Annotated in this window: 19 protein-coding genes; 18 read left to right on the top strand and 1 reads right to left on the bottom strand. The window is 39.4% G+C overall.

What is annotated here, in order from left to right; genetic code table 11:
- The first annotated feature begins 2 nt into the window (after positions 1-2).
- The 14 genes from lspA to IGM13_RS07605 all read left to right on the top strand — a co-directional run bounded on the left by lspA (position 3) and on the right by IGM13_RS07605 (position 15,056).
- Entirely contained in the window at positions 3-479 is a 477-nt protein-coding gene (gene lspA / locus IGM13_RS07670; RefSeq protein WP_002360174.1) for a signal peptidase II, read from the top strand.
- Positions 466-1,371 (top strand): RluA family pseudouridine synthase, encoded by a 906-nt coding sequence (locus IGM13_RS07665; protein ID WP_002371061.1) that lies wholly within the window; start codon positions 466-468, stop codon positions 1,369-1,371. The genes lspA and IGM13_RS07665 overlap by 14 nt, the downstream gene beginning before the upstream one ends.
- Before the next feature lie 338 nt (positions 1,372-1,709).
- On the top strand, positions 1,710-2,249 hold the full coding sequence (pyrR, locus tag IGM13_RS07660; protein WP_301280621.1) for a bifunctional pyr operon transcriptional regulator/uracil phosphoribosyltransferase PyrR: 540 nt from the start codon (positions 1,710-1,712) through the stop codon (positions 2,247-2,249).
- A gap of 16 nt (positions 2,250-2,265) precedes the next feature.
- Positions 2,266-3,546 carry a solute carrier family 23 protein gene (locus IGM13_RS07655; RefSeq protein WP_002357410.1) on the top strand — a complete coding sequence of 427 codons (1,281 nt, stop codon included), beginning with the start codon at positions 2,266-2,268 and terminating at the stop codon, positions 3,544-3,546.
- Between the two features lie 13 nt (positions 3,547-3,559).
- Positions 3,560-4,486, top strand: a complete 927-nt coding sequence (locus IGM13_RS07650) for an aspartate carbamoyltransferase catalytic subunit (protein ID WP_002357411.1) — start codon at positions 3,560-3,562, stop codon at positions 4,484-4,486.
- Positions 4,487-4,494: 8 nt separating this feature from the next.
- Positions 4,495-5,778 (top strand): dihydroorotase, encoded by a 1,284-nt coding sequence (locus IGM13_RS07645; RefSeq protein WP_002420140.1) that lies wholly within the window; start codon positions 4,495-4,497, stop codon positions 5,776-5,778.
- A 2-nt stretch (positions 5,779-5,780) separates the two neighbouring features.
- A complete protein-coding gene (locus IGM13_RS07640; protein ID WP_025188667.1) occupies positions 5,781-6,860 on the top strand; it encodes a carbamoyl phosphate synthase small subunit in 1,080 nt (359 codons plus the stop codon).
- The gene (carB, locus tag IGM13_RS07635; RefSeq protein ID WP_010707526.1) at positions 6,860-10,042 is read left to right on the top strand and encodes a carbamoyl-phosphate synthase large subunit; all 3,183 of its coding nucleotides are present in this window, start codon (positions 6,860-6,862) and stop codon (positions 10,040-10,042) included. Before IGM13_RS07640 ends, carB begins: the two co-directional genes overlap by 1 nt.
- Before the next feature lie 106 nt (positions 10,043-10,148).
- Positions 10,149-10,940: a dihydroorotate dehydrogenase electron transfer subunit gene (locus tag IGM13_RS07630; RefSeq protein ID WP_002420143.1), complete on the top strand. Its 792-nt coding sequence runs from the start codon at positions 10,149-10,151 to the stop codon at positions 10,938-10,940.
- Positions 10,937-11,875, top strand: a complete 939-nt coding sequence (locus IGM13_RS07625) for a dihydroorotate dehydrogenase (protein WP_025188668.1) — start codon at positions 10,937-10,939, stop codon at positions 11,873-11,875. Before IGM13_RS07630 ends, IGM13_RS07625 begins: the two co-directional genes overlap by 4 nt.
- Positions 11,865-12,578: an orotidine-5'-phosphate decarboxylase gene (gene pyrF, locus IGM13_RS07620; RefSeq protein WP_002365730.1), complete on the top strand. Its 714-nt coding sequence runs from the start codon at positions 11,865-11,867 to the stop codon at positions 12,576-12,578. Before IGM13_RS07625 ends, pyrF begins: the two co-directional genes overlap by 11 nt.
- Position 12,579: 1 nt before the next feature.
- The gene (gene pyrE / locus IGM13_RS07615; protein ID WP_025188669.1) at positions 12,580-13,212 is read left to right on the top strand and encodes an orotate phosphoribosyltransferase; all 633 of its coding nucleotides are present in this window, start codon (positions 12,580-12,582) and stop codon (positions 13,210-13,212) included.
- Between the two features lie 182 nt (positions 13,213-13,394).
- On the top strand, positions 13,395-14,108 hold the full coding sequence (locus IGM13_RS07610) for a carbonic anhydrase (protein ID WP_002382382.1): 714 nt from the start codon (positions 13,395-13,397) through the stop codon (positions 14,106-14,108).
- Between the two features lie 18 nt (positions 14,109-14,126).
- Positions 14,127-15,056: a LysR family transcriptional regulator gene (locus IGM13_RS07605; RefSeq protein WP_002361904.1), complete on the top strand. Its 930-nt coding sequence runs from the start codon at positions 14,127-14,129 to the stop codon at positions 15,054-15,056.
- A gap of 188 nt (positions 15,057-15,244) precedes the next feature.
- On the opposite strand, the gene IGM13_RS07600 is transcribed toward IGM13_RS07605, so the two are convergent.
- A complete protein-coding gene (locus IGM13_RS07600) occupies positions 15,245-16,291 on the bottom strand; it encodes a GntR family transcriptional regulator (RefSeq protein WP_002420146.1) in 1,047 nt (348 codons plus the stop codon).
- A 156-nt stretch (positions 16,292-16,447) separates the two neighbouring features.
- On the opposite strand from IGM13_RS07600, the gene IGM13_RS07595 reads away from it, so the two are divergent.
- From IGM13_RS07595 to IGM13_RS07580, 4 genes are all read left to right on the top strand, one after another.
- Positions 16,448-17,737 (top strand): glycoside hydrolase family 125 protein, encoded by a 1,290-nt coding sequence (locus IGM13_RS07595; protein ID WP_002420147.1) that lies wholly within the window; start codon positions 16,448-16,450, stop codon positions 17,735-17,737.
- Between the two features lie 11 nt (positions 17,738-17,748).
- The gene (locus tag IGM13_RS07590; RefSeq protein ID WP_002420149.1) at positions 17,749-20,439 is read left to right on the top strand and encodes an alpha-mannosidase; all 2,691 of its coding nucleotides are present in this window, start codon (positions 17,749-17,751) and stop codon (positions 20,437-20,439) included.
- 161 nt (positions 20,440-20,600) lie between these two features.
- Positions 20,601-21,779, top strand: a complete 1,179-nt coding sequence (locus IGM13_RS07585; RefSeq protein WP_002365726.1) for a pyridoxal phosphate-dependent aminotransferase — start codon at positions 20,601-20,603, stop codon at positions 21,777-21,779.
- A gap of 110 nt (positions 21,780-21,889) precedes the next feature.
- The gene (locus tag IGM13_RS07580; RefSeq protein ID WP_002420150.1) at positions 21,890-22,780 is read left to right on the top strand and encodes a phosphate ABC transporter substrate-binding protein PstS family protein; all 891 of its coding nucleotides are present in this window, start codon (positions 21,890-21,892) and stop codon (positions 22,778-22,780) included.
- The last annotated feature ends 13 nt before the right edge of the window (positions 22,781-22,793 follow it).

The raw sequence follows: 22,793 nt of genomic DNA, 5'->3' as shown, positions 1-22,793 counted from the left end.
GATTGTTAGTAGTATATTTTTTAATCAGTGCCTTATTAGTAGGGCTTGACCAATGGAGCAAATATTTGACGGTCCAAAACATTTCTTTGGGTGAAACAAAAGAATTCATTCCTGGATTTTTGTCGCTGACCCATTTAAGAAATACCGGAGCCGCTTGGAGCTTATTAGAAGGAAAGATGATATTCTTTTATGTCATCACAGTAATTGTTAGTGTCGTGATTATTTATTTATTAATTAAGAATTATAAAAAAAGTATCTGGTATTCTGTAGGTTTATCTTTTGTCTTAGCAGGTGCCATTGGAAATTTTATTGATCGTGTACGTTTAGGCTACGTGGTGGACATGCTCCAAACGGATTTTATGAATTTTCCTATTTTTAATGTTGCAGATAGTACGTTAGTGGTCGGCGTTATTTGTATATTTATTTATTTGATTTTAGATGAAAAAGCAGCAAAGGAAGGCAAAAATGGAACAAATTAACGTAACGATTCAAACAGAAAAAGGCCGGATTGATAAAGTATTAAGTGAACATTTACCCAATCATTCCCGCTCGCAAATTCAACAATGGTTAAAAGAAAAACACGTAACAGTTAATGGTGAAACGGTCCGCGCAAATTACAAAGTTACAGCAGGCGATGAAATTGTGGTAACAATTCCTGAACCAGAAGTTCTAGATATGGTAGCAGAGGATATTCCTTTGACCATTGTTTATGAAGACAATGATGTGATTGTCGTCAACAAACCTCAAGGCATGGTTGTTCATCCTTCGGCAGGGCACCCCAATGGTACATTAGTGAACGCGTTACTTCATCATGCGGATCACTTATCGGCGATAAATGATGTGGTGCGACCGGGAATTGTTCATCGAATTGATAAAGATACTTCGGGGCTATTGATGGTGGCTAAAAATGATCAAGCCCATGAATCATTAGCGAAACAGCTAAAAGAAAAAACATCGTTACGTAAATACGTTGCCTTGGTCCACGGTGTTATTCCTCACGATAAGGGAGAAATAAATGCACCTATTGGTCGTTCCAAGGTTGACCGCAAAATGCAAGCGGTCATTGAAGGCGGTAAAGAAGCAGTCACGCACTTTACTGTTTTAGAGCGTTTTGATGCATTTACCTTAGTTGAATTACAACTAGAAACAGGCCGGACACATCAAATCCGTGTTCACATGAAATATATCGGTTATCCATTAGCTGGAGATCCGTTATATGGACCGAAAAAAACATTGCCTGGCAATGGGCAATTTTTACATGCGAAGTTATTAGGCTTTACACATCCTACTACAGGTGAACAATTAGTTTTTGAAGCACCTTTACCAGAAGTTTTTGAAAAAACTTTACACCAATTAAGAAATAATCATTGATTTTTTTCTGAAGAAGAGGTAAACTCTTTTTTAAGAAGAAAAATAACTAAATAACTGTAACCTTTAAGTTTAGTCCCGTGAGGCTAAGAAGGAATCATGCAAAAGAACACTAAGTGCGCTTAGTTAGTAAGTTGTGTGGGCTACATGGTACCCTTGTACCTTTTTAAACTGTAACCAACATCCTCCTATCCTCATACGGGTAGGAGGATTTTTTGTTGGAAAAAATAACAGGACAATTTCAATAAAAACCCACTTATTTTTCAGCTGCTCAATTGAAGGAAGAATCGCTGACCCCAAGACAGCGAGGACGTAGATAAAAAAGAAATGAGGAGGAAATTATTATGCCAAAGAAAGAAGTTGTTGACGCAGTCACAATGAAACGAGCGCTTACTCGAATCTCGTATGAAATTATTGAAAGAAACAAAGGAATTCAAGACATTGTTTTAGTAGGAATTAAAACGCGTGGGATATACATTGCACAACGTCTAGCCGAACGCTTAAAACAATTAGAAGATATTGACGTGCCAGTTGGTGAATTAGATATTACTTTGTATCGTGATGATGTGAAAGATATGGAGGAACCTGAATTACATTCTTCTGACGTACCAGTCTCAATTGAAGGTAAAGAAGTTATTTTAGTGGATGATGTCTTGTACACAGGCCGGACCATTCGTGCTGCGATGGACGCTGTTATGGATTTAGGTCGTCCAAGAAAAATCTCTTTAGCAGTCTTAGTAGATCGTGGGCATCGGGAACTACCGATTCGTGCCGATTATGTAGGAAAAAATATTCCAACATCAAAAACTGAGGAAATTATTGTGGAAATGGAAGAGCGTGACGGCGCAGATCGTATTATGATCAGTAAAGGAAACGAATAAAAAGGAGTGAACAACGTTGTCAGAAAAAGAATTTCGAAATGAGGATGCAGTCTTAGATATTAAAGACAGACCGCAAGCTTTTCACTGGGTTGGCCTAAGTTTACAACATTTATTTACGATGTTTGGCGCAACGGTTTTAGTACCAATCTTAGTGGGAATTGACCCAGGGATTGCGTTAGTCAGTTCAGGATTAGGAACAATGGTCTATCTGATTACTACAAAAGGAAAAATCCCCGCCTATCTTGGCAGTAGCTTTGCTTTTATTGCAGCGATGCAGATGTTAATGAAGAGTGATGGTTATCCAGCCATTGCTCAAGGTGCTATGACAACCGGCTTGGTATACCTAATCGTTTCATTAATCATTAAAAAAATTGGTTCCGACTGGTTGGATAAAATTTTACCGCCTATCGTTGTAGGACCTGTCGTGATGGTTATCGGTTTAGGCTTGGCAGCTAATGCCGCAAATAACGCAATGTATAACAACAACGTTTATGATTTTAAATATATTGCCGTAGCCTTAATTACTTTAGGTTTAACCATTTTTTACAACATGTTTTTCAAAGGCTTCCTAGGATTAATTCCAATTCTTTTGGGAATTGTTAGTGGGTACCTAGTCGCTTTAGCTTTCGGAATTATTGATTTAACCCCTATTAAAGAAGCTGCTTGGTTTGCTTTACCGAATTTTGAAGTACCTTTTGTTCAATATGAACCGAAATTGTATTTAAATGCCATTACAACAATGGCACCAATTGCTTTTGTAACAATGACAGAACATATTGGTCATTTAATGGTCTTGAATAAATTAACCAAGCGCAACTTTTTCCAAGACCCAGGCTTATCTAAAACTTTAATGGGAGATGGCTTAGCGCAAATTGTAGCAGGTTTTGTTGGTGGACCGCCAGTTACAAGTTATGGTGAAAATATCGGCGTGTTGGCAATTACAAGAGTACACAGTGTCTTCGTGATTGGTGGAGCCGCGGTGTTCGCTGTAGCTTTAGGCTTTGTTGGAAAATTAAGTGCCTTGATTCTAAGTATCCCAGGACCAGTTATTTCAGGAATTAGTTTCGTCTTGTTCGGTGTGATTGCCGCAAGTGGTTTGAAAATCTTAATCGATAATAAGATTAATTTTGATAAGAAAAAGAATTTATTGATTGCTTCAGTAATTTTAGTCATCGGCATTGGTGGCTTAGTCTTCAAAGTAGGAACTTTTGAATTGTCTTCAATGGCATTAGCAACTGTCTTAGGAATTGTTTTGAATTTAATTTTACCGGAAAACGCACGTAGCGAAGAACAGTAGGAGGACTGGACGAATGATTATTACATCTGAACGAATTAGTTTAAAACATCTTTTAACTGCTGAGGCTTTAACCGACCGTGAAGTCATGGGGTTAATCCGTCGCGCAGGAGAATTTAAACAGGGGGCAAAATGGCACCCAGAAGAACGTCAATATTTTGCAACAAACTTGTTTTTTGAAAATAGTACTCGAACACATAAAAGTTTTGAGGTAGCTGAGAAAAAATTAGGCTTAGAAGTGATTGAGTTTGAAGCGAGTAGAAGTTCTGTTCAAAAAGGAGAAACGTTATACGACACAGTACTAACGATGTCGGCAATTGGTGTAGATGTAGCAGTCATTCGTCATGGTAAAGAAAATTATTACGATGAATTGATTCAAAGTAAAACGATTCAATGTTCTATTATTAACGGTGGGGACGGGAGTGGACAACACCCTACACAATGTTTATTGGATCTGATGACCATTTATGAAGAATTTGGTGGATTTGAAGGCTTGAAAGTGGCGATTGTGGGAGATATTACACATTCTCGCGTTGCTAAATCAAATATGCAGTTATTAAACCGTTTAGGCGCTGAAATTTATTTTTCAGGTCCAGAAGAGTGGTACGATCATCAGTTTGATGTCTATGGACAATATGTGCCGCTAGATGAAATTGTTGAAAAAGTCGATGTGATGATGTTGCTTCGCGTGCAACACGAACGTCATGATGGTAAGGAAAGTTTTTCAAAAGAAGGCTATCATTTGGAATATGGGTTAACCAACGAACGGGCAACTCGTTTACAGAAACACGCAATTATTATGCATCCAGCGCCAGTCAATCGGGATGTTGAACTGGCAGATGAATTAGTGGAAAGTCTGCAATCAAGAATCGTCGCGCAAATGAGTAACGGAGTCTTTATGCGCATGGCAATTTTAGAAGCAATTTTACATGGAAAGGCCTAGGTGGAGAAATGAAGACGTTAATTAAGAATGGAAAAATCATCAAAAAAGAGAATCAATTGATTGAGGCAGCACTTTGGCTAGAAAATGGTGTGATTCACGCAATCGGGGAATCGTTTGACGAAGCAGATTTTGAGCAAGTTTTTGATGCGAAAGGGCAACTAATCACGCCAGGCTTGGTGGATGTGCATGTTCACTTTAGAGAACCAGGCTTTACGTATAAAGAAACGATTAAAACGGGTAGTAAAGCTGCTGCTCGCGGTGGTTTTACTACGGTTTGTGCAATGCCCAATCTGAATCCAGTACCAGATACGGCTGAAAAATTAAGTGAAGTTTACGATTTAATTCAAAAAGATGCAGTCGTGAAAGTTTTACAATATGCCCCCATTACAGAAGAGCTACGGAGTGAAGTTTTAACCAATCAGAAGGCCTTAAAAGAAGCGGGCGCCTTTGCATTTACGAATGATGGTGTTGGTGTCCAAACGGCAGGAACGATGTACTTAGCCATGAAAGAAGCTGCTGCATTAAATATGGCGCTTGTTGCGCACACGGAAGATGAATCTTTATTATTTGGTGGTGTGATGCATGAAGGAGAAATTTCTAAGAAATTAGGCCTGCCAGGGATTTTAAGTGCAACGGAAGCTTCACAAATTGCTCGGGATATTACTTTAGCAAAAGAAACAGGCGTTCATTATCATGTATGTCATGTTTCAACAGAAGAAAGCGTGCGCGTTATTCGGGATGCTAAAAAAGCAGGGATTCACGTAACAGCCGAAGTTTCGCCTCACCATTTAATTTTAGTCGATGAGGATATTCCTGGTGACGAAGGGTTTTGGAAAATGAACCCACCATTACGTGGTTTAGCAGATCGACAAGCATTGATTGACGGCTTGTTAGATGGCACGATTGACTGTATTGCTACCGACCATGCGCCCCATGGTTTAGAAGAAAAACAACAATCATTTTTAAACGCACCTTTTGGCATTGTCGGTAGTGAAACGGCCTTCCAATTGATTTATACGAACTTTGTCGAAACAGGCATTTTCACATTAGAACAAGTAATTGATTGGATGGCAGTGAAACCGGCAGAAATTTTCGGATTAAACGCAGGAACACTAACAATTGGTGCACCAGCAGATATTGCAGTTTTTGACTTAGCAACAGCTGCACCAATTGATGCAGAAGCATTTGAATCAATGGCTGTCAATACACCATTTACAGGGTGGACAGTCAAAGGAAAGACACTTATGACATTTGTTGACGGAGCATTAGCTTGGTCGGAGGAGGCGCAGTAGGTTTGAAAAGGTTATTGATTTTAGAAGACGGAACAGTATTTGAAGGAAAAGCGTTTGGTGCAGAAGGCAATGTAGTAGGAGAAGTTGTTTTTACTACTGGCATGACAGGTTACCAAGAAGCAATTACTGACCAAAGTTTTAATGGACAAATGATTACTTTTACGTATCCATTAGTTGGAAATTACGGGGTCAACCGAGATGATTATGAATCCATTGCACCAACCTGTAAAGGTGTCATTGTTAAAGAGCATGCGCGGGTTGCTTCAAATTGGCGTCAACAAATGACCTTGGATGAATTTTTAAAGCGCAAAGGGATTCCGGGAATTTCAGGAATTGATACGCGTGCGCTGACTCGTAAGTTACGATCAGCTGGAACAATGAAAGGGAGCATCATTGATGCCGTGGATGATTTGCCGCATGCATTTGATCAACTAAAAGCGACGGTCATGCCGAAAAATCAAGTGGCACAAGTCTCCACCACTAAACCTTATCCGAGTCCAGGTATTGGGCGTAATGTAGTCGTCATTGATTTCGGGTTGAAACATAGTATTTTGCGAGAATTATCAAAACGGCAATGCAACTTAACCGTGTTGCCTTATAATACAACGGCCGAAGAGATTTTAGAATTAAGTCCCGATGGTGTCATGTTGACAAATGGGCCTGGAGATCCCAAAGATGTACCTGAAGCTATTGAAATGATTCAAGCAATCCAAGGAAAAGTTCCAATTTTCGGCATCTGCTTAGGTCATCAGTTATTTTCATTAGCGAATGGTGCGGATACGTATAAGATGAAGTTTGGACATCGCGGTTTGAATCATCCTGTACGAGAAATTGCAACAGGACGCATTGATTTCACTTCACAAAATCACGGATATGCCGTGGACGAAGCAACAATTGATCCAGAAAAATTACTTGTGACCCACGTGGAAGTCAATGATGGAACGGTTGAAGGCGTGCGTCATCGAGATTATCCAGCTTTTACTGTGCAATATCACCCAGATGCGGCTCCAGGACCGCACGATGGTCTTCATTTATTTGACGAATTTATGGAATTAATGGATGCATGGAAGGAGCAAAACTAATGCCAAAACGAACGGACATCAAGAAAATCATGGTGATTGGTTCAGGACCAATCATTATTGGACAAGCAGCAGAATTTGACTATGCAGGCACACAAGCCTGTTTAGCGCTAAAAGAAGAAGGGTATGAAGTTGTCTTAGTAAACTCAAATCCAGCGACTATCATGACCGATAAGGAAATCGCGGATCATGTTTATATTGAACCGATTACTTTAGAATTTGTTTCAAGAATTTTGCGAAAAGAACGTCCTGATGCTCTTCTACCAACATTAGGTGGTCAAACTGGATTAAATATGGCGATGGAATTATCGGAATCAGGAATTTTAGATGAGCTAAATGTAGAATTGCTAGGAACAAAGCTCAGTGCGATTGACCAAGCGGAAGACCGTGATTTATTTAAACAATTGATGGAAGAATTAGAACAACCGATTCCAGAAAGTGAAATTGTCAATACGGTGGAACAAGCCGTGGCTTTTGCCAAACAAATTGGCTATCCAATTATCGTTCGTCCCGCATTCACCTTAGGTGGAACAGGCGGCGGCATGTGCGATACGGAAGAAGAACTCCGTCAGATTGCCGAAAACGGTCTGAAATTATCACCAGTTACACAATGTTTAATTGAAAAAAGTATTGCTGGTTTTAAAGAAATTGAATATGAAGTAATGCGTGATTCGGCTGATAATGCGATTGTGGTTTGTAACATGGAAAACTTTGATCCTGTCGGCATTCACACTGGGGATTCGATTGTTTTTGCTCCGAGTCAAACCTTATCAGATTATGAATACCAAATGTTGCGAGATGCGTCTTTGAAAATTATTCGTGCATTAAAAATTGAAGGTGGCTGTAATGTTCAATTAGCTTTGGATCCACATAGCTTTAATTATTATGTGATTGAAGTGAATCCTCGTGTTTCTCGTTCATCTGCACTTGCTAGCAAAGCCACAGGGTATCCCATTGCGAAGTTAGCTGCAAAAATTGCTGTTGGTTTAACATTAGATGAAATGAAAAATCCAGTTACTGGAACCACTTATGCCGAATTTGAACCCGCTTTGGACTATGTTGTTTCCAAAATTCCTCGCTGGCCTTTTGACAAATTTGAAAAAGGTGCTCGAGAACTAGGAACACAAATGAAAGCAACCGGGGAAGTCATGGCAATTGGCCGCAATATTGAAGAATCCTTATTAAAAGCAGTTCGTTCTTTAGAAATTGGTGCTTATCACAACGAGTTAGCAGAACTAAGTCATGTCAGTGATTTAGAATTAACGAAGAAAATGGTCCATGCGCAAGATGATCGATTGTTCTACTTATCAGAAGCCATTCGTAGAGGATATAGCATCGAAGAATTACAAAGTTTAACGAAAATTGATTTATTCTTCTTGGATAAACTTTTACACATTATCGAGATTGAAACGGCCCTTGAAAGTCACGTGGACAACGTAGCTGTCTTGAAAGAAGCCAAACAAAATGGCTTTTCTGATCGAAAAATTGCAGCACTTTGGGGACAAACAGAACAAGCCATCGCTGACTTCCGCAGAGCCAATCAAATTGTGCCCGTCTATAAAATGGTGGATACGTGTGCTGCAGAGTTTGAATCACACACGCCTTATTTTTATAGCACGTATGAAGTAGAAAACGAAAGCAATGTTTCGAAAAAGCCTTCTGTACTAGTATTAGGTTCTGGTCCCATTCGCATTGGTCAAGGGGTCGAGTTTGATTATGCAACGGTTCATTCTGTCAAAGCGATCCAAGCGGCTGGTTATGAAGCAATTATTATGAATAGTAATCCTGAAACAGTTTCAACAGATTTCTCTGTTTCTGATAAATTATACTTTGAGCCATTAACTTTAGAAGACGTCATGAATGTGATTGATTTAGAAAATCCGATTGGCGTGATCGTCCAATTTGGTGGACAAACAGCGATTAATTTAGCTGAGCCGCTCACAAAACAAGGCGTTAAAATTCTTGGAACAACGATTGAAGATTTAGATCGTGCGGAAAATCGTGATTTATTTGAACAAGCTTTGCAAGAGTTAGCGATTCCTCAACCACCAGGAGATACAGCCACAAGTGCAGAAGAAGCAGTTGTGATTGCTGATCGTATCGGCTATCCCGTTTTAGTGCGTCCAAGTTATGTTTTAGGTGGTCGTGCAATGGAAATTGTCGAAAATCAAAAGGATTTGGAAGATTATATGCGACATGCAGTCAAAGCTTCTCCAGAACATCCTGTCTTGGTTGATAGCTATTTATTGGGACAAGAATGTGAAGTTGATGCCATTTGTGATGGTGAAACAGTACTAATTCCAGGGATTATGGAACATATTGAACGAGCTGGCGTGCATTCTGGTGATTCAATGGCGGTTTATCCACCGCAGTATCTTTCTCAAGAAATTCAAGCAACGATTGCCGATTATACAAAAAAACTGGCACTTGGTTTAAACTGTGTAGGTATGATGAATATTCAATTTGTTATTCATGAAAATCGTGTTTATGTGATTGAAGTGAATCCTCGTGCGAGTCGAACAGTTCCTTTCTTAAGTAAAATCACAGGGATTCCGATGGCCCAAGTTGCTACAAAAGCGATTCTTGGTGAGAAATTGACTGACCTAGGATATCAAGATGGATTATACCCTGAAAGTAAACAAGTTCATGTGAAAGCCCCTGTATTCTCCTTTACGAAACTACAAAAAGTAGATACGTACTTAGGGCCTGAAATGAAATCAACTGGGGAAGTTATGGGTAGTGATTATTATTTAGAAAAAGCCTTGTATAAAGCCTTTGAAGCATCTGGCTTGCATTTGCCAAGTTATGGGGCTGTACTTTTCACCATTGCTGATGAAACAAAAGAAGAGGCTTTAGAAATTGCTAAGCGTTTTTCAGCAATTGGCTATAGTTTAGTCGCAACGGAAGGAACCGCTGACTTTTTAGCGAAGCATCAGTTGCCTGTTAAGAAAGTGACAAAAATTTCTAATCCTGAAGGGGAAACCGTGCTGGATGTCATCCGTAATGGGAATGCACAAGTGGTAATCAATACCATGGATAAAAATCGTTCCAGTGCCAACCAAGATGGGTTTTCAATCCGTCGGGAAGCAGTCGAACATGGGATTCCATTGTTTACCTCACTTGACACAGCAAATGCGATTTTAAAAGTTTTAGAATCAAGAGCCTTTACGACAGAAGCCATTTAAGCAAAAATCTGGAACAATCGTCTGAGGAGGACTGTTCCAGATTCTTTTACGAAGAAATAGAAATCATTTATAGGGGAATCAGAGAATAAAGGAGTGAAGGATACTGATGCAGAGAAAGCAAGAAATGATGACCATTGTAGCTCAAAAACAGTTAGCGCCACGGATTTATCAGTTAGACTTACAAGGCGAGTTAGTGAAAGAGATGACACGACCTGGACAGTTTGTGCATATCAAGGTTCCGCGTGCAGATTTACTTTTGCGGCGACCGATTAGCATCAACCAAATTGATCATTCGAACGAAACCTGTCGTTTGATTTATCGAGTCGAAGGCGCTGGAACGGAAGTGTTTGCCACCATGAAGGCTGGTGAACAATTAGATATTTTAGGTCCTTTAGGAAACGGCTTTGATATAACTGCCGTAGCAGCTGGTCAGACTGCTTTTATCGTTGGTGGAGGAATCGGGATTCCCCCATTGTATGAATTATCAAAACAACTCAATGAAAAAGGCGTGAAAGTGATTCATTTTCTTGGTTATGCATCAAAAGAGGTTGCTTATTACCAACAAGAATTTATGGCATTAGGAGAAACACATTTTGCCACAGATGACGGCTCGTTTGGCGCTCATGGCAACGTGGGCCGTTTATTGTCAGAAGCGTTAGCAAAAGGACGGATCCCTGATGCAGTTTATGCTTGTGGTGCGAATGGTATGTTAAAAGCAATTGATTCTTTATTTCCAACACATCCACACGTTTACCTTTCTTTAGAAGAACGGATGGCCTGTGGAATTGGGGCTTGCTATGCCTGCGTTTGCCATAAAAAAGGAGACACTACTGGAGCAAAAAGTGTCAAGGTCTGTGATGAAGGTCCGATTTTTAAAGCAAGTGAGGTTATCTTATAATGAAAAATCCTTTAGCTGTTTCAATTCCAGGTTTAACATTAAAAAATCCAATTATTCCCGCCAGTGGTTGCTTTGGGTTCGGGGAAGAGTATGCTAACTATTATGACCTTGATCAATTAGGTTCAATTATGATTAAGGCAACAACCCCCCAAGCACGATATGGAAATCCCACACCACGTGTAGCTGAAACACCTAGTGGTATGCTAAATGCCATTGGATTGCAGAATCCAGGCTTAGACGTGGTTATGCAAGAAAAATTACCAAAATTAGAAAAATACCCTAACTTACCGATTATTGCAAATGTTGCAGGTGCTTGCGAAGAGGATTATGTGGCTGTTTGCGCAAAAATTGGGCAAGCGCCTAACGTCAAAGCAATTGAACTGAATATTTCCTGTCCCAATGTGAAACATGGCGGCATAGCTTTTGGTACAGATCCAGAGGTTGCTTTTCAATTAACACAAGCAGTCAAAAAAGTCGCCTCTGTTCCGATTTATGTTAAACTATCACCAAACGTAACGGACATTGTGCCAATCGCCCAAGCAATTGAAGCAGGGGGTGCAGACGGTTTTTCTATGATTAATACATTGCTAGGGATGCGCATTGATTTAAAAACGAGAAAACCTATTTTAGCCAATCAAACTGGTGGACTATCTGGCCCAGCCATTAAACCTGTTGCCATTCGCTTAATCCGACAAGTCGCCAGTGTTTCTCAGTTGCCAATTATTGGAATGGGTGGTGTTCAAACAGTGGACGATGTCTTGGAAATGTTCATGGCAGGCGCTAGCGCTGTCGGGGTTGGTACGGCCAACTTTACAGATCCATACATTTGTCCGAAGTTGATTGACGGATTACCTAAGCGAATGGAAGAGTTAGGTATTGAATCGTTGGAACAATTAATTAAAGAAGTGAGAGAGGAGCAGCAAAATGCACGATAGACCAATTATTGCGTTAGATTTTCCCACGCAAAAAGAAGTGGCTGTTTTTTTAGAAAAATTTCCTAAGGAAGAAGCCTTGTTTGTTAAAGTGGGGATGGAACTTTTTTACGCAGAAGGACCAGCGATTGTTCGCTGGCTTAAAGAACAAGGGCACGATGTTTTCTTGGATTTAAAATTACATGATATTCCGAATACTGTGGAAAAAGCGATGACAAATTTAGCAAAATTAGGCGTTGCCATTACCAATGTCCATGCAGCAGGGGGCGTTCGAATGATGCAAGCAGCTAAGGAAGGTCTAATCAAAGGGACTCAGCCAGGCGCTAAGGTTCCTGAGTTAATTGCTGTAACCCAGTTGACTTCTACTAGTGAAGAAGAGATGCACCATGATCAATTAATTAACGTTTCTTTAGAGACAAGTGTCATTCATTATGCTAAATGTGCGGAAAAAGCGGGTCTGGATGGCGTGGTTTGTTCAGCATTAGAAGCACGTGGTATTCAAGAAGCAACCAAGCAGACGTTTATTTGTTTAACACCTGGTATTCGTCCAGCAGGAAGTGCAGTAGGTGACCAACAACGGGTCGTTACGCCGCAACATGCTCGCGAAATCGGGTCCACATATATCGTTGTTGGCCGACCTATTACCCAAGCAGAAAATCCTTATGAAGCCTATCAAGAAATCAAAAAAGACTGGAGCGGAAAGTAACATGACAAAAGTAGCAAAAAAGATTGCCAAAGATTTATTAGAGATTGAAGCGGTATTTTTAAACCCTAATGAGCCGTTTACCTGGGCTAGTGGCATAAAAAGCCCGATTTATTGTGATAACCGTATCACGATGAGTTATCCTGCTGTGCGTAAAGAAATTGCAGAAGGCTTAGCGGCAAAAATTAAAGAAACTTTCCCAGAAGTCGAAGTGATTGCTGGGACAGCTACCGCAGGGATTCCACATGCGGCATGGGTAGCCGATATTTTAGGATTACCAATGGTTTATATCCGCAGTAAAGCCAAAAATCACGGCAAAGGGAATCAAATTGAAGGCCGAATTTCTGAAGGACAAAAAATGGTAGTTATCGAAGATTTAATTTCAACCGGCGGTAGCGTGTTAGAAGCGGCAGAAGCGGCGGAACGTGAAGGAGCAACGGTTTTAGGCGTTGCGGCAATCTTCACTTATGAGTTACCCAAAGGAACGGCAAATTTTGCAGATAAACAGATGACGTTACTAACGTTAACCAATTATTCAACTTTAATTGATGCTGCATTAGAAGCAAACTATATCGAAGAAAAAGATGTTACCTTATTACAAGAATGGAAAAAAGATCCTGAAAACTGGGGCAAATAACCGTTGAACTAAAGATGGTTCTTGTCGTCTGATTTTTAGTGTCATTTTCAGTAACCAGATTTAACGGTAGGAGAACTTAGGTCATTTGCCGAGGAGCGTAATGATCTAAGTTCTTTTGTTTGACGTAGAAAAGATGTTAGGATAGAGTTTTAACATGAGTTTTACCTGATTACTATGTGGAAATGAAGGAAGAGTGTATGAAAAAAATAAAAAATATGGACGTTGAATGGAGCTATACAGGCAACGATGGACCGGAACATTGGCATACGCTATGTGACTGGTTTGCAGAAGGTGCTAAGTTTGCTTATCAATCGCCAATTGCTTTAGAAAAAGAAAGTGCTGAGACAGTAAATTCTCAGATTACGTTTCATTATAAAAAAGAAGAATTCACTGAAAAAGAATTCAAAAATACGTTTCATTTTGTACCACCAAATACGGAAAGTTACGTAATGTTTGAAAATGTTGCGTATCATTTAACCGATATCCATTTTCATATGCCTAGCGAACATTTGCTGTCGGGAAAGCAGTATCCGCTAGAATTCCATTTGGTTCATATGAATGATGCTGGCGAAAATTTAGTTGTCGGTTGCCTGTTTACCATCACAGAGGAAGAAAATCGTTTTTCAGAAGCGAATCATCCGATGGACTGGGAAAACGGCACGCACCAACAATGGTTTAATCCGTCAATCTTTTTACCAGAGGAGCGTCTACACTACCATTATGTAGGCTCGTTAACAACACCGCCAACTAAGGGTCCAGTGAAATGGTTTGTATTTGATACCATTCAAAAAATGGATCAAGCCTTTTTAAATAAGATCAAGGAAGGCATGTTGGCCTTTAACAATCGGCCCCTTCAGCCGTTGAATGGGCGTAAAATTTATTTTTCAAATGATTAGTGTGTGGAGGAAAAAGTGTTGAATATTCAACAAATGAAGTATGTTGCTGCCATAGCTAACAATGGGAGTTTTCGGGAAGCAGCCAAAAAACTATTTATTACACAACCTAGCTTGTCAAATAGTATTCGGGAATTAGAAGAAGAACTAGGGATTTCCCTCTTTTTACGTACTAATAAAGGCGCTTTTTTAACAGAAGAAGGAATGGTTTTTTTAGAACAAGCAGAGAAAGTCTTAGTTCAAATGGAGTTATTGGAAAATCGCTATCGCGAGACAGTGACCAGCGAACGATTCTCCATCTCTTCGCAACATTACGATTTTTTAGGTGAAGTAATTGCCAAAGTTCTTAAAAAGTATGGGGATCAATATAAAGATTTTCGTGTCTTTGAAACCACAACCTTAAAAGTAATTGAAGACGTCAAAGGATTTCACAGTGAGTTGGGGATTATTTATTTAAATGAACAAAATAGTGTCAGTATTGAACGGTATTTAGAACAAGCTAATCTAGCCTACGAGGTAATTAGTACCTTTAATACACACATTTTTTTAGGAAATCATCATCCTTTAGCCAAGCAAAAAGAAATTCATTTAGAGGAATTAGTTCCCTATCCACAAGTCCGCTTTAATCAAGAAGGAAGCAATTTTTCCTATTTTTCTGAAGATTTAGTTGAAATTCCTGAACAGGAATCGGTCATTCATACTACAGATCGTGGAACCTTGATGAATTTGTTGGTAGAAACCAATGCTTATGCTTCTGGTTCAGGAGTCGTAACGGGTTTTACGAAGAAAGAAATTCGGTTAGTGCCATTGGCGCCAGCTTTGGAAAATCGTATTTGTTTACTCTTTCCCAAAAATCGGGAAATCAGTCCGATTGGTCGCTACTTTATCAAAGAACTAAAAGCGTTGTTTAAAAAAGAGGTAGATACCAAAACATTTAGCACTAAGGAATAAAAAGAAGAGGTCGGGACAGAAGTGTTTAACTCCGAGAAATAAGAAGGAATTTCCGAAAATTGTTCTTTAATTTTTGGAGAATTTCGGCTTATTTCCGAAGGAGTTGCTTCTGTTCCCGCCGTTTATTAGTTTTTGAGCGTGGAGCAAAAATCCAAAGTGATTTTTGTCCCACGCTCTTCTTTTTTGGCTCATTTTGAAACAGTAGAAATGGTTTCTCTTTCAATTAATGTGACAGGCACTTGAATGTCTTCTAAGATTTGAAGATCTTGTTGCATCGTTTGTAATAACACTTCGCCAGCTAGTTTTCCCATTTCTTTAAAGTCTTGCGCCATGGTTGTTAATGGCGGTTCGACAAATGCTGCTGCTTGAATATCGTCAAAACCAATAATCGATAATTCTTTTGGCACATGAATACCTAGGTTTTTACAGTTTCGTAAACAATGTAACGCGCTGAAGTCATTATCACAGACCACGGCTGTGAGTTGGTGCGCCTCAAAATACTGTTTAAAGTTGTGTTCATCTAAGAGATTGGTTTCTGTGATTGCTGTATGGAACGCCAGATTGGCTTCTTTTAAAGCTTGGAGATAACCTAAATAACGTTGCCGAACGGATTGTAGGGCTGGACTTCCAGAAAGGATATATCCAATTTTCGTATGTCCTAAGCCAATTAAGCGTTCGGTTGCTGTTTTACCACCAGCAAAGTTGTCTGATTGAATGGTTGTAAAAGGTAAATCATGGATCTTTTTATCCAAGACAACGACTGGAAAATTCATCAAAGCCAACTCAAACAATAAGTCGAGGTAGTCATTACTAGTAGCAGCATAATAGACAAGCCCGGCAAACTCATTCACAATGTCCGCAGCATTTTTCTCTCTCAAAAAATTAGGCGAGGTCATAAAGACTTCTAAACCAGCTGCTTGAATAGTAGGGGCCAAACCGCTATAGAAATTTCCTACTGATAAATCGTCTGCAAAAGGTAATAAAAAAAGAACTTTATTTAAAGAGGTATGGAGAGGGTGCTTTGGTGCTTGAACAAAACTTCCTTTTCCTTGGTGACGTTGGATTACGCCTTGCGTTTCCAACTCAGTTAGCGCTCGTTTGGACGTAATTCTACTGACGTTAAACTGAGCCGATAATTCTTTTTCGGTAGGCACTTGCGCTCCAACAGGCAATCGCCCTGAATCAATTTCATTTTGTAAATAATCAATAATTTGTTGATATAATGGTTGCTTCATTCATTTCACCTCACAATAAGATATATCTTATTTATAGTTTACCATAAATTAATTGGTTTTAAAATGAAAAAAATGATCGAAATCACTAGACAAAGTGAAATGTAAACGCTATAATTCAATTGTGAAATGATATATCAAATTTAAGAGGTGACGAGAATGGTTTATACAGAAGTTCCAAAATCCGTAGCAACATTTATGGAGACAATTACAGAAAAATGCGGTGAAGCACATCAAGATTGGGCAAAAAACTTTCAGGCGGCCTTTGCCAATACTTTACTAACAACAGTGAAACGTCAAGAAGATGGTACTACCTTTTTATTAACAGGCGATATTCCAGCAATGTGGTTGAGAGACTCAACAGCACAAGTTCGTCCCTATTTAGTGATTGCGAAAGAAGACGAAGACCTTGCTCAAATGATTGCTGGTTTGGTTAAGCGCCAGTTTCGTTATATTTGCATTGATCCTTATGCCAATGCGTTTAATGAAACAGATAATCATGCAGGCCATCAAACTGATAAGACAGAAATGAATGGCTGGATTTGGGAACGGAAATATGAAATTGATTCATTATGTTACCCGGTCCAATTAGCCTATTTACTTTATAAAAATACTGGGATGACCGAACAATTTAATTCAGATTTTGTGGAAGGCGTCAAAAAAATTCTCAACGTTTTCACAACAGAACAAGATCACGCACAGTCACCTTATTTATTTGAACGAGATACGTGGCGTCAAGAAGATACGTTGGTTGAAGCAGGGAAAGGAACACCAGTTGGCAAAACAGGGATGACATGGTCAGGCTTCCGTCCTAGTGATGATGCCTGCCAATATGGTTACTTAGTTCCTTCTAACATGTTTGCAGTTGTAATTTTAGGCTATATTCAAGAAACTTTCTCTGATGTTTTAGAAGATGCTACGATTGTGGCGATTGCTAAAAAATTACAAGAAGAGATTGAAGAAGGCATCCAAACATTTGGACGAACAAAAAATCAAAATAACGAAACGATTTACGCGTATGAAGTGGATGGCTTAGGCAATGCAAGCGTGATGGATGACAGTAATGTTCCCAATTTAGTAGCAGCCCCTTATCTGGGTTATTGTTCAACAGAGGATGAACAATATTTAACAACGCGTCAAACCTTATTAAGTAAAGAAAATCCTTACTTCTATGAAGGCAAATACGCGAAAGGGATTGGTAGCTCGCATACACCAGAAAATTACGTGTGGCCGATTGCTTTAGCAATGGAAGGAATGACAACCAAAGATAAAGCAGAAAAAGAACGAATTTTAGATTTATTAGTTGCCACAGATGCGGGGACTCATTTGATGCATGAAGGTTTTGACGTAGATAATCCTGAAAATTATACAAGAGAATGGTTTTCATGGGCTAATATGATGTTTTGTGAATTAGTTATGGATTATTTTGACATCCGAGTGGAAAAATAGGAGGAAAAGTGATGACAAAGAAAAAAGTCTATATTGTTTCCCATAGTCATTGGGATCGTGAATGGTATCTTCCTTATGAAGAACATCATATGCGCTTAATTGAATTAGTGGATAATGTATTAGATTTAATTGAAAATGATCCAGAGTTTAACAGTTTCCATTTAGATGGACAAACGATTATCTTAGACGACTATTTACAAGTTCGCCCAGAGAAAAAAGAAGCCGTGAAAAAAGCTGTCCAAGCAGGCAAACTAAAAATCGGACCATTTTATATTTTACAAGATGACTTTTTAATTAGCTCTGAATCCAATGTTCGAAACATGCTGATTGGGCATTTAGAAAGTCAAAAATGGGGAGCACCAGTTCAATTAGGTTACTTCCCGGATACATTTGGGAATATGGGTCAAACACCTCAAATGATGCAATTAGCAAATCTGCCTGCGGCTGCCTTTGGACGCGGGGTGAAACCGATTGGCTTTGATAATCAAGTCTTAGAAAGCGACTATAGCTCACAATATTCTGAAATGTGGTGGGAAGGTCCTGACCAAACGAAAATTTTCGGCTTGCTTTTTGCGAACTGGTATAGTAACGGGAACGAAATTCCTTCAGAAAAAGAAGCGGCAATCGCTTTTTGGAAACAAAAATTGGCTGATGTGGAACGTTACGCTTCCACAAACCATTTATTGATGATGAATGGGGTCGACCACCAACCGGTACAAAGAGATATTACTAAGGCCATCGCTTTAGCCAATGAACTATTCCCAGAATATGAATTTATTCATTCCAATTTCGATGACTATTTGAAAGCTGTTCAAGAGGAGTTACCAGAAGATTTAGGAACAGTAACAGGCGAATTAACGAGTCAAGAAACGGATGGCTGGTACACATTAGCCAATACTTCTTCTGCTCGCGTCTATTTAAAACAGTGGAACACAAAAGTCCAACGCCAATTAGAAAATATCGCAGAACCTTTAGCAGCAATGGCTTACGAAGTAACTGGCGACTACCCACATGACCAATTTGATTATGCTTGGAAAACATTGCTTCAAAACCATCCGCACGATAGTATTTGTGGCTGTTCTGTCGACGAGGTTCACCGAGGCATGATGACTCGCTTTGAAAATGCCAATGATGTCGGGCATTTCTTAGCAGATGAAGCAACACGACAATTAACAGAAGCAATTGATACAAGTGTTTTCCCAGAAAAAGCGCACCCGTTTGTTTTATTTAATACTAGTGGCTATCAGAAAACGGAGGTTGTCACTGTGGAAGTGGAGATTGAACGATTGCCATTTTATACAGGAAAACCTGAAGATCTTTATCATGAATTAAAACAAAAAGCCACCCCAGATTATCATGTGATTGATCCAACAGGACAAGCCGTTGCAAGCCGTATTGTCAAAGAAGATGTTCGTTTTGGTTACGATTTACCTAAAGATGCCTTCCGTCAACCGTACATGGCTAAATACTTAACGGTCGAATTATCTGTCAAAGAAATGGCGCCATTCTCTTGGGATAGCTTTGCATTGATTCAAGGAGAAACGAAAGCTTTTGAAGGAAGTCTTTTGGCTCAACCAGCAACAAATGAAATGGAAAACGAATTTATTCAAGTGAAAATTGAAAACAATGGTAGCTTAACCATTGCTGACAAAAAAACAGGAGAAACATTTTCAAAATTGTTAACATTTGAAGATACTGGCGATATTGGGAATGAATATATCTTTTTCAAACCGACCGAAGACCAAGGAATTACAACTGAAAATGTAACGGCTGAAATCACGAATAAAGAAAATTCCCCTGTAAAAGCAAGTTATCAAATTAAACAAACCGTCATGTTACCAGTTGCAGCAGATGAACGATTAGAAGAAGAACAAAAGGCTGTTCGTGAGTTTAGAGAACGCCAAGCACAACGTTCAACGACGCTTCGCCCGTTCGAAATAACGACAGTGGTTACAATGATCAAAGAAAGTAACCAATTGTTCTTTGAAACAACCATTAATAATCAAATCAAAGATCATCGTTTACGCGTGCTTTTCCCAACTGGCATGGTCACAGAAACACACGAAGCGGATAGTATTTATGAAGTCGTGACACGACCAAATCAAGTAAGCGATACATGGGAAAATCCAACAAACCCGCAGCACCAACAAGCGTTTGTGAATGTTCATGACCAAAACAAAGGCGTGACTATCTTCAATGAAGGCTTAAATGAGTATGAAGTCTTGGCAGATGGAACCATTGCGGTCACATTAATTCGTTGTGTTGGCGAACTAGGTGATTGGGGCTATTTTGCAACACCAGAAGCACAATGCCAAGGAGAATATACCTTTAAATATGGTTTGTCATTGCATGGAAAACCAGAAGAACGCTTTGCTACGTATCAACAAGCCTATAGTGCACAAATTCCTTTTACTGTAGCTACTACTGCGCGTCATGAAGGTAAACTAGCACCGAACCATGTCTACTTGACAACGGCAGAAGGACCAATTGGTTGGACAGCCGTTAAACGTCAAGAGCAAACGAATCATTTAGTCGTTCGTGGCTTTAATCTAACAGCGCAAAATATTCCTTGTGAACTTCACAAAGAGACACAACCAGCGACTTGTTTAACAAATGTATTAGAAGAACCGTTGACACCGGCGATAGAAGTTGATGCACCATTACGTCCGTTTGAAATTCGGACATGGCGTTTCGAAAAATAAATAAATAGGAGAACTTTGTTGAAAAGGGCAAAGTTCTCCTATTTTCTTCTCTGTCGTTTTTTTGAGATATTTATAATAAAAATCTAGCGAAACAATGAGAAAATCATTCATTTTACGGTCAATTTGTGCTACTATAACGTCAACTGAAGGAGTGAAGCTAAATGGATTTAACCAATCGTTTTAATCGTCAAGTAAATAAAATTGCTGTTTCTTTAATTCGTCAATTTGACGAACAAGTCTCAGGAATTGAAGGTATTTTAAAATTAACGCTAGGAGAGCCGGATTTTAACACACCTGAGCATGTCAAAAAAGCAGCCAAAGAAGCAATTGATGCGAATTTTTCTCATTATACAGGGATGTCTGGTTTGTTAGATGTTCGTGAAGCAGCCGCTTATTTTATGAAAGAAAAGTACCATTTGACTTACCAGCCTGCGACAGAAATTTTAGTAACAGTTGGAGCAACAGAAGCGATTTCAGCTTCGTTATTAGCAATTTTAGAACAAGGTGACAAAGTGCTATTGCCAGCACCTATTTACCCAGGGTATGAACCAATTATTACATTGGCGGGGGCGGAGCCGGTATATTTGGACACACGAGACAACGATTTTGTCTTGACCCCTGAAATGATTGAAGCGGCAATGGCCGAGCATGGGGAACAAGTCAAAGCAATTATTTTAAATTATCCTAGTAACCCAACTGGTGTCACCTATAACCGCCAAGAGTTGCAAGCAATTGCTGATGTTCTAAAAAAATACGACATTTTTGTGATTAGCGATGAAATTTATAGTGAGTTAACTTATGATGAGAGTCATGTTTCGATTGCTGAAATGTTACGTGACCAAACGATTTTAATTAACGGTTTGTCGAAATCACATGCCATGACAGGCTGGCGGATTGGCTTTATTTTTGCACCAGCGATTTTAACAGCGGAGATCATTAAAGTTCATCAGTATTTAGTTACTGCGGCTGCAACAGTGTCTCAAAAAGCGGCTGTTCGTGCCTTAATCGAAGGAATGCATGATGCTGAAATTATGAAAGAAGAGTATCGGAAACGGCGCGATTTTGTTTATGAACAGATGACTCAATTGGGGTTTGAGGTTGCACGTCCAAATGGCGCCTTTTATATTTTTGCTAAGATACCTACTGGTTATGAACAAGATTCTATGAAATTTTGTATTGATTTAGCGCAAAAAGAAGCAGTAGCGTTGATTCCAGGTATTTCTTTTGGCCCAGAAGCAGAAGGATACGTCCGAATTAGTTATGCGTCCGATATGGATAAATTAACAACGGCCATGGAACGAATTGCACATTACATGGCGACACAACGCGTAACACACTAACCTTTATAGATTCTTTACACACCTTTACCTTTTATTTACATTTAATTGAAACAGAATTAACAGAGTCTTGGTAGACTAAACTTGTAACTAATTGAAAAGGAAGTGCAAAGATGAAAAAACGTGTAATTGCAGCAACTATGCTGAGTCTAGGGTTATTATTAACTGGGTGCGGAGCTCAAGGAGGCACAACTGAAAAATCCAGCGAAGCGGATAGTAACAAACCAGTTAAAATTGTCGCTGTTGGTTCCACCGCTTTACAACCGTTAGTAGATGCTGCGAAAGATCAATTTACACAAGAACATCCCAATTATACAGTTTCTGTCCAAGGTGGCGGCAGCGGAACAGGACTTTCGCAAGTTGCAGATGGCGCAGTGACCATTGGAAATTCCGATGTGTTTGCCGAAGAGAAAGATGGCGTGGATGCCTCTAAATTAGTTGATCATCGGGTAGCCGTGGTTGGTATGGGACCAGTGGTCAACAAAGAAGTCGGCGTGAAGAATTTAACGAAGCAACAATTGATTGATGTCTTTACTGGCAAAGTCAAAAACTGGAAAGAAGTGGGCGGCAAAGATCAAGAAATCGTCGTAATAAACCGCGCAAACGGAAGTGGCACCCGAGCAACATTTGAAAAATGGGGCTTAGATGGAGCTAAACCAGTTCAATCACAAGAACAAGATTCTTCGGGAACAGTTCGTAAAATTGTTGAACAAACACCAGGAGCAATCAGCTATTTAGCTTTTTCTTATATGGATAATTCCACTGTTGCCTTAAGCATTGATGGTGTTGAACCAAAAGAAGAACACGTGAAAGACAATTCATGGAAAATCTGGTCTTATGAACATATGTATACAAAAGGGGAGCCTAATAAAGATGTAAAAGCCTTCTTAGACTATATGGTCACTGATGATGTTCAAAAAACAATTGTCAAAGACTTAGGTTATTTAGCCATCACAGATATGCAAGTAGAACGTGATGTAAATGGAAAAGTAACTGAAAAATAAACAAAAAACTCAG

Source organism: Enterococcus sp. DIV0561, assembly GCF_050539875.1.
GTDB lineage: Bacteria > Bacillota > Bacilli > Lactobacillales > Enterococcaceae > Enterococcus > Enterococcus faecalis.
Note: the sequence above shows the minus strand (reverse complement) of the source record. Positions and strands in the feature narration are given on the sequence as shown.

What these genes read in the sequence shown, in the direction of transcription:
- IGM13_RS07595 (WP_002420147.1), top strand. Translation starts at nt 16,448, where the DNA reads ATGGTTTATACAGAAGTTCCAAAATCCGTAGCAACATTTATGGAGACA.
- IGM13_RS07580 (WP_002420150.1), top strand. Translation starts at nt 21,890, where the DNA reads ATGAAAAAACGTGTAATTGCAGCAACTATGCTGAGTCTAGGGTTATTA.
- IGM13_RS07665 (WP_002371061.1), top strand. Translation starts at nt 466, where the DNA reads ATGGAACAAATTAACGTAACGATTCAAACAGAAAAAGGCCGGATTGAT.
- IGM13_RS07645 (WP_002420140.1), top strand. Translation starts at nt 4,495, where the DNA reads ATGAAGACGTTAATTAAGAATGGAAAAATCATCAAAAAAGAGAATCAA.
- pyrF (WP_002365730.1), top strand. Translation starts at nt 11,865, where the DNA reads ATGCACGATAGACCAATTATTGCGTTAGATTTTCCCACGCAAAAAGAA.
- IGM13_RS07585 (WP_002365726.1), top strand. Translation starts at nt 20,601, where the DNA reads ATGGATTTAACCAATCGTTTTAATCGTCAAGTAAATAAAATTGCTGTT.
- IGM13_RS07630 (WP_002420143.1), top strand. Translation starts at nt 10,149, where the DNA reads ATGCAGAGAAAGCAAGAAATGATGACCATTGTAGCTCAAAAACAGTTA.
- IGM13_RS07610 (WP_002382382.1), top strand. Translation starts at nt 13,395, where the DNA reads ATGAAGGAAGAGTGTATGAAAAAAATAAAAAATATGGACGTTGAATGG.
- IGM13_RS07600 (WP_002420146.1), bottom strand. Translation starts at nt 16,291, where the DNA reads ATGAAGCAACCATTATATCAACAAATTATTGATTATTTACAAAATGAA.
- pyrE (WP_025188669.1), top strand. Translation starts at nt 12,580, where the DNA reads ATGACAAAAGTAGCAAAAAAGATTGCCAAAGATTTATTAGAGATTGAA.
- IGM13_RS07650 (WP_002357411.1), top strand. Translation starts at nt 3,560, where the DNA reads ATGATTATTACATCTGAACGAATTAGTTTAAAACATCTTTTAACTGCT.
- carB (WP_010707526.1), top strand. Translation starts at nt 6,860, where the DNA reads ATGCCAAAACGAACGGACATCAAGAAAATCATGGTGATTGGTTCAGGA.
- IGM13_RS07590 (WP_002420149.1), top strand. Translation starts at nt 17,749, where the DNA reads ATGACAAAGAAAAAAGTCTATATTGTTTCCCATAGTCATTGGGATCGT.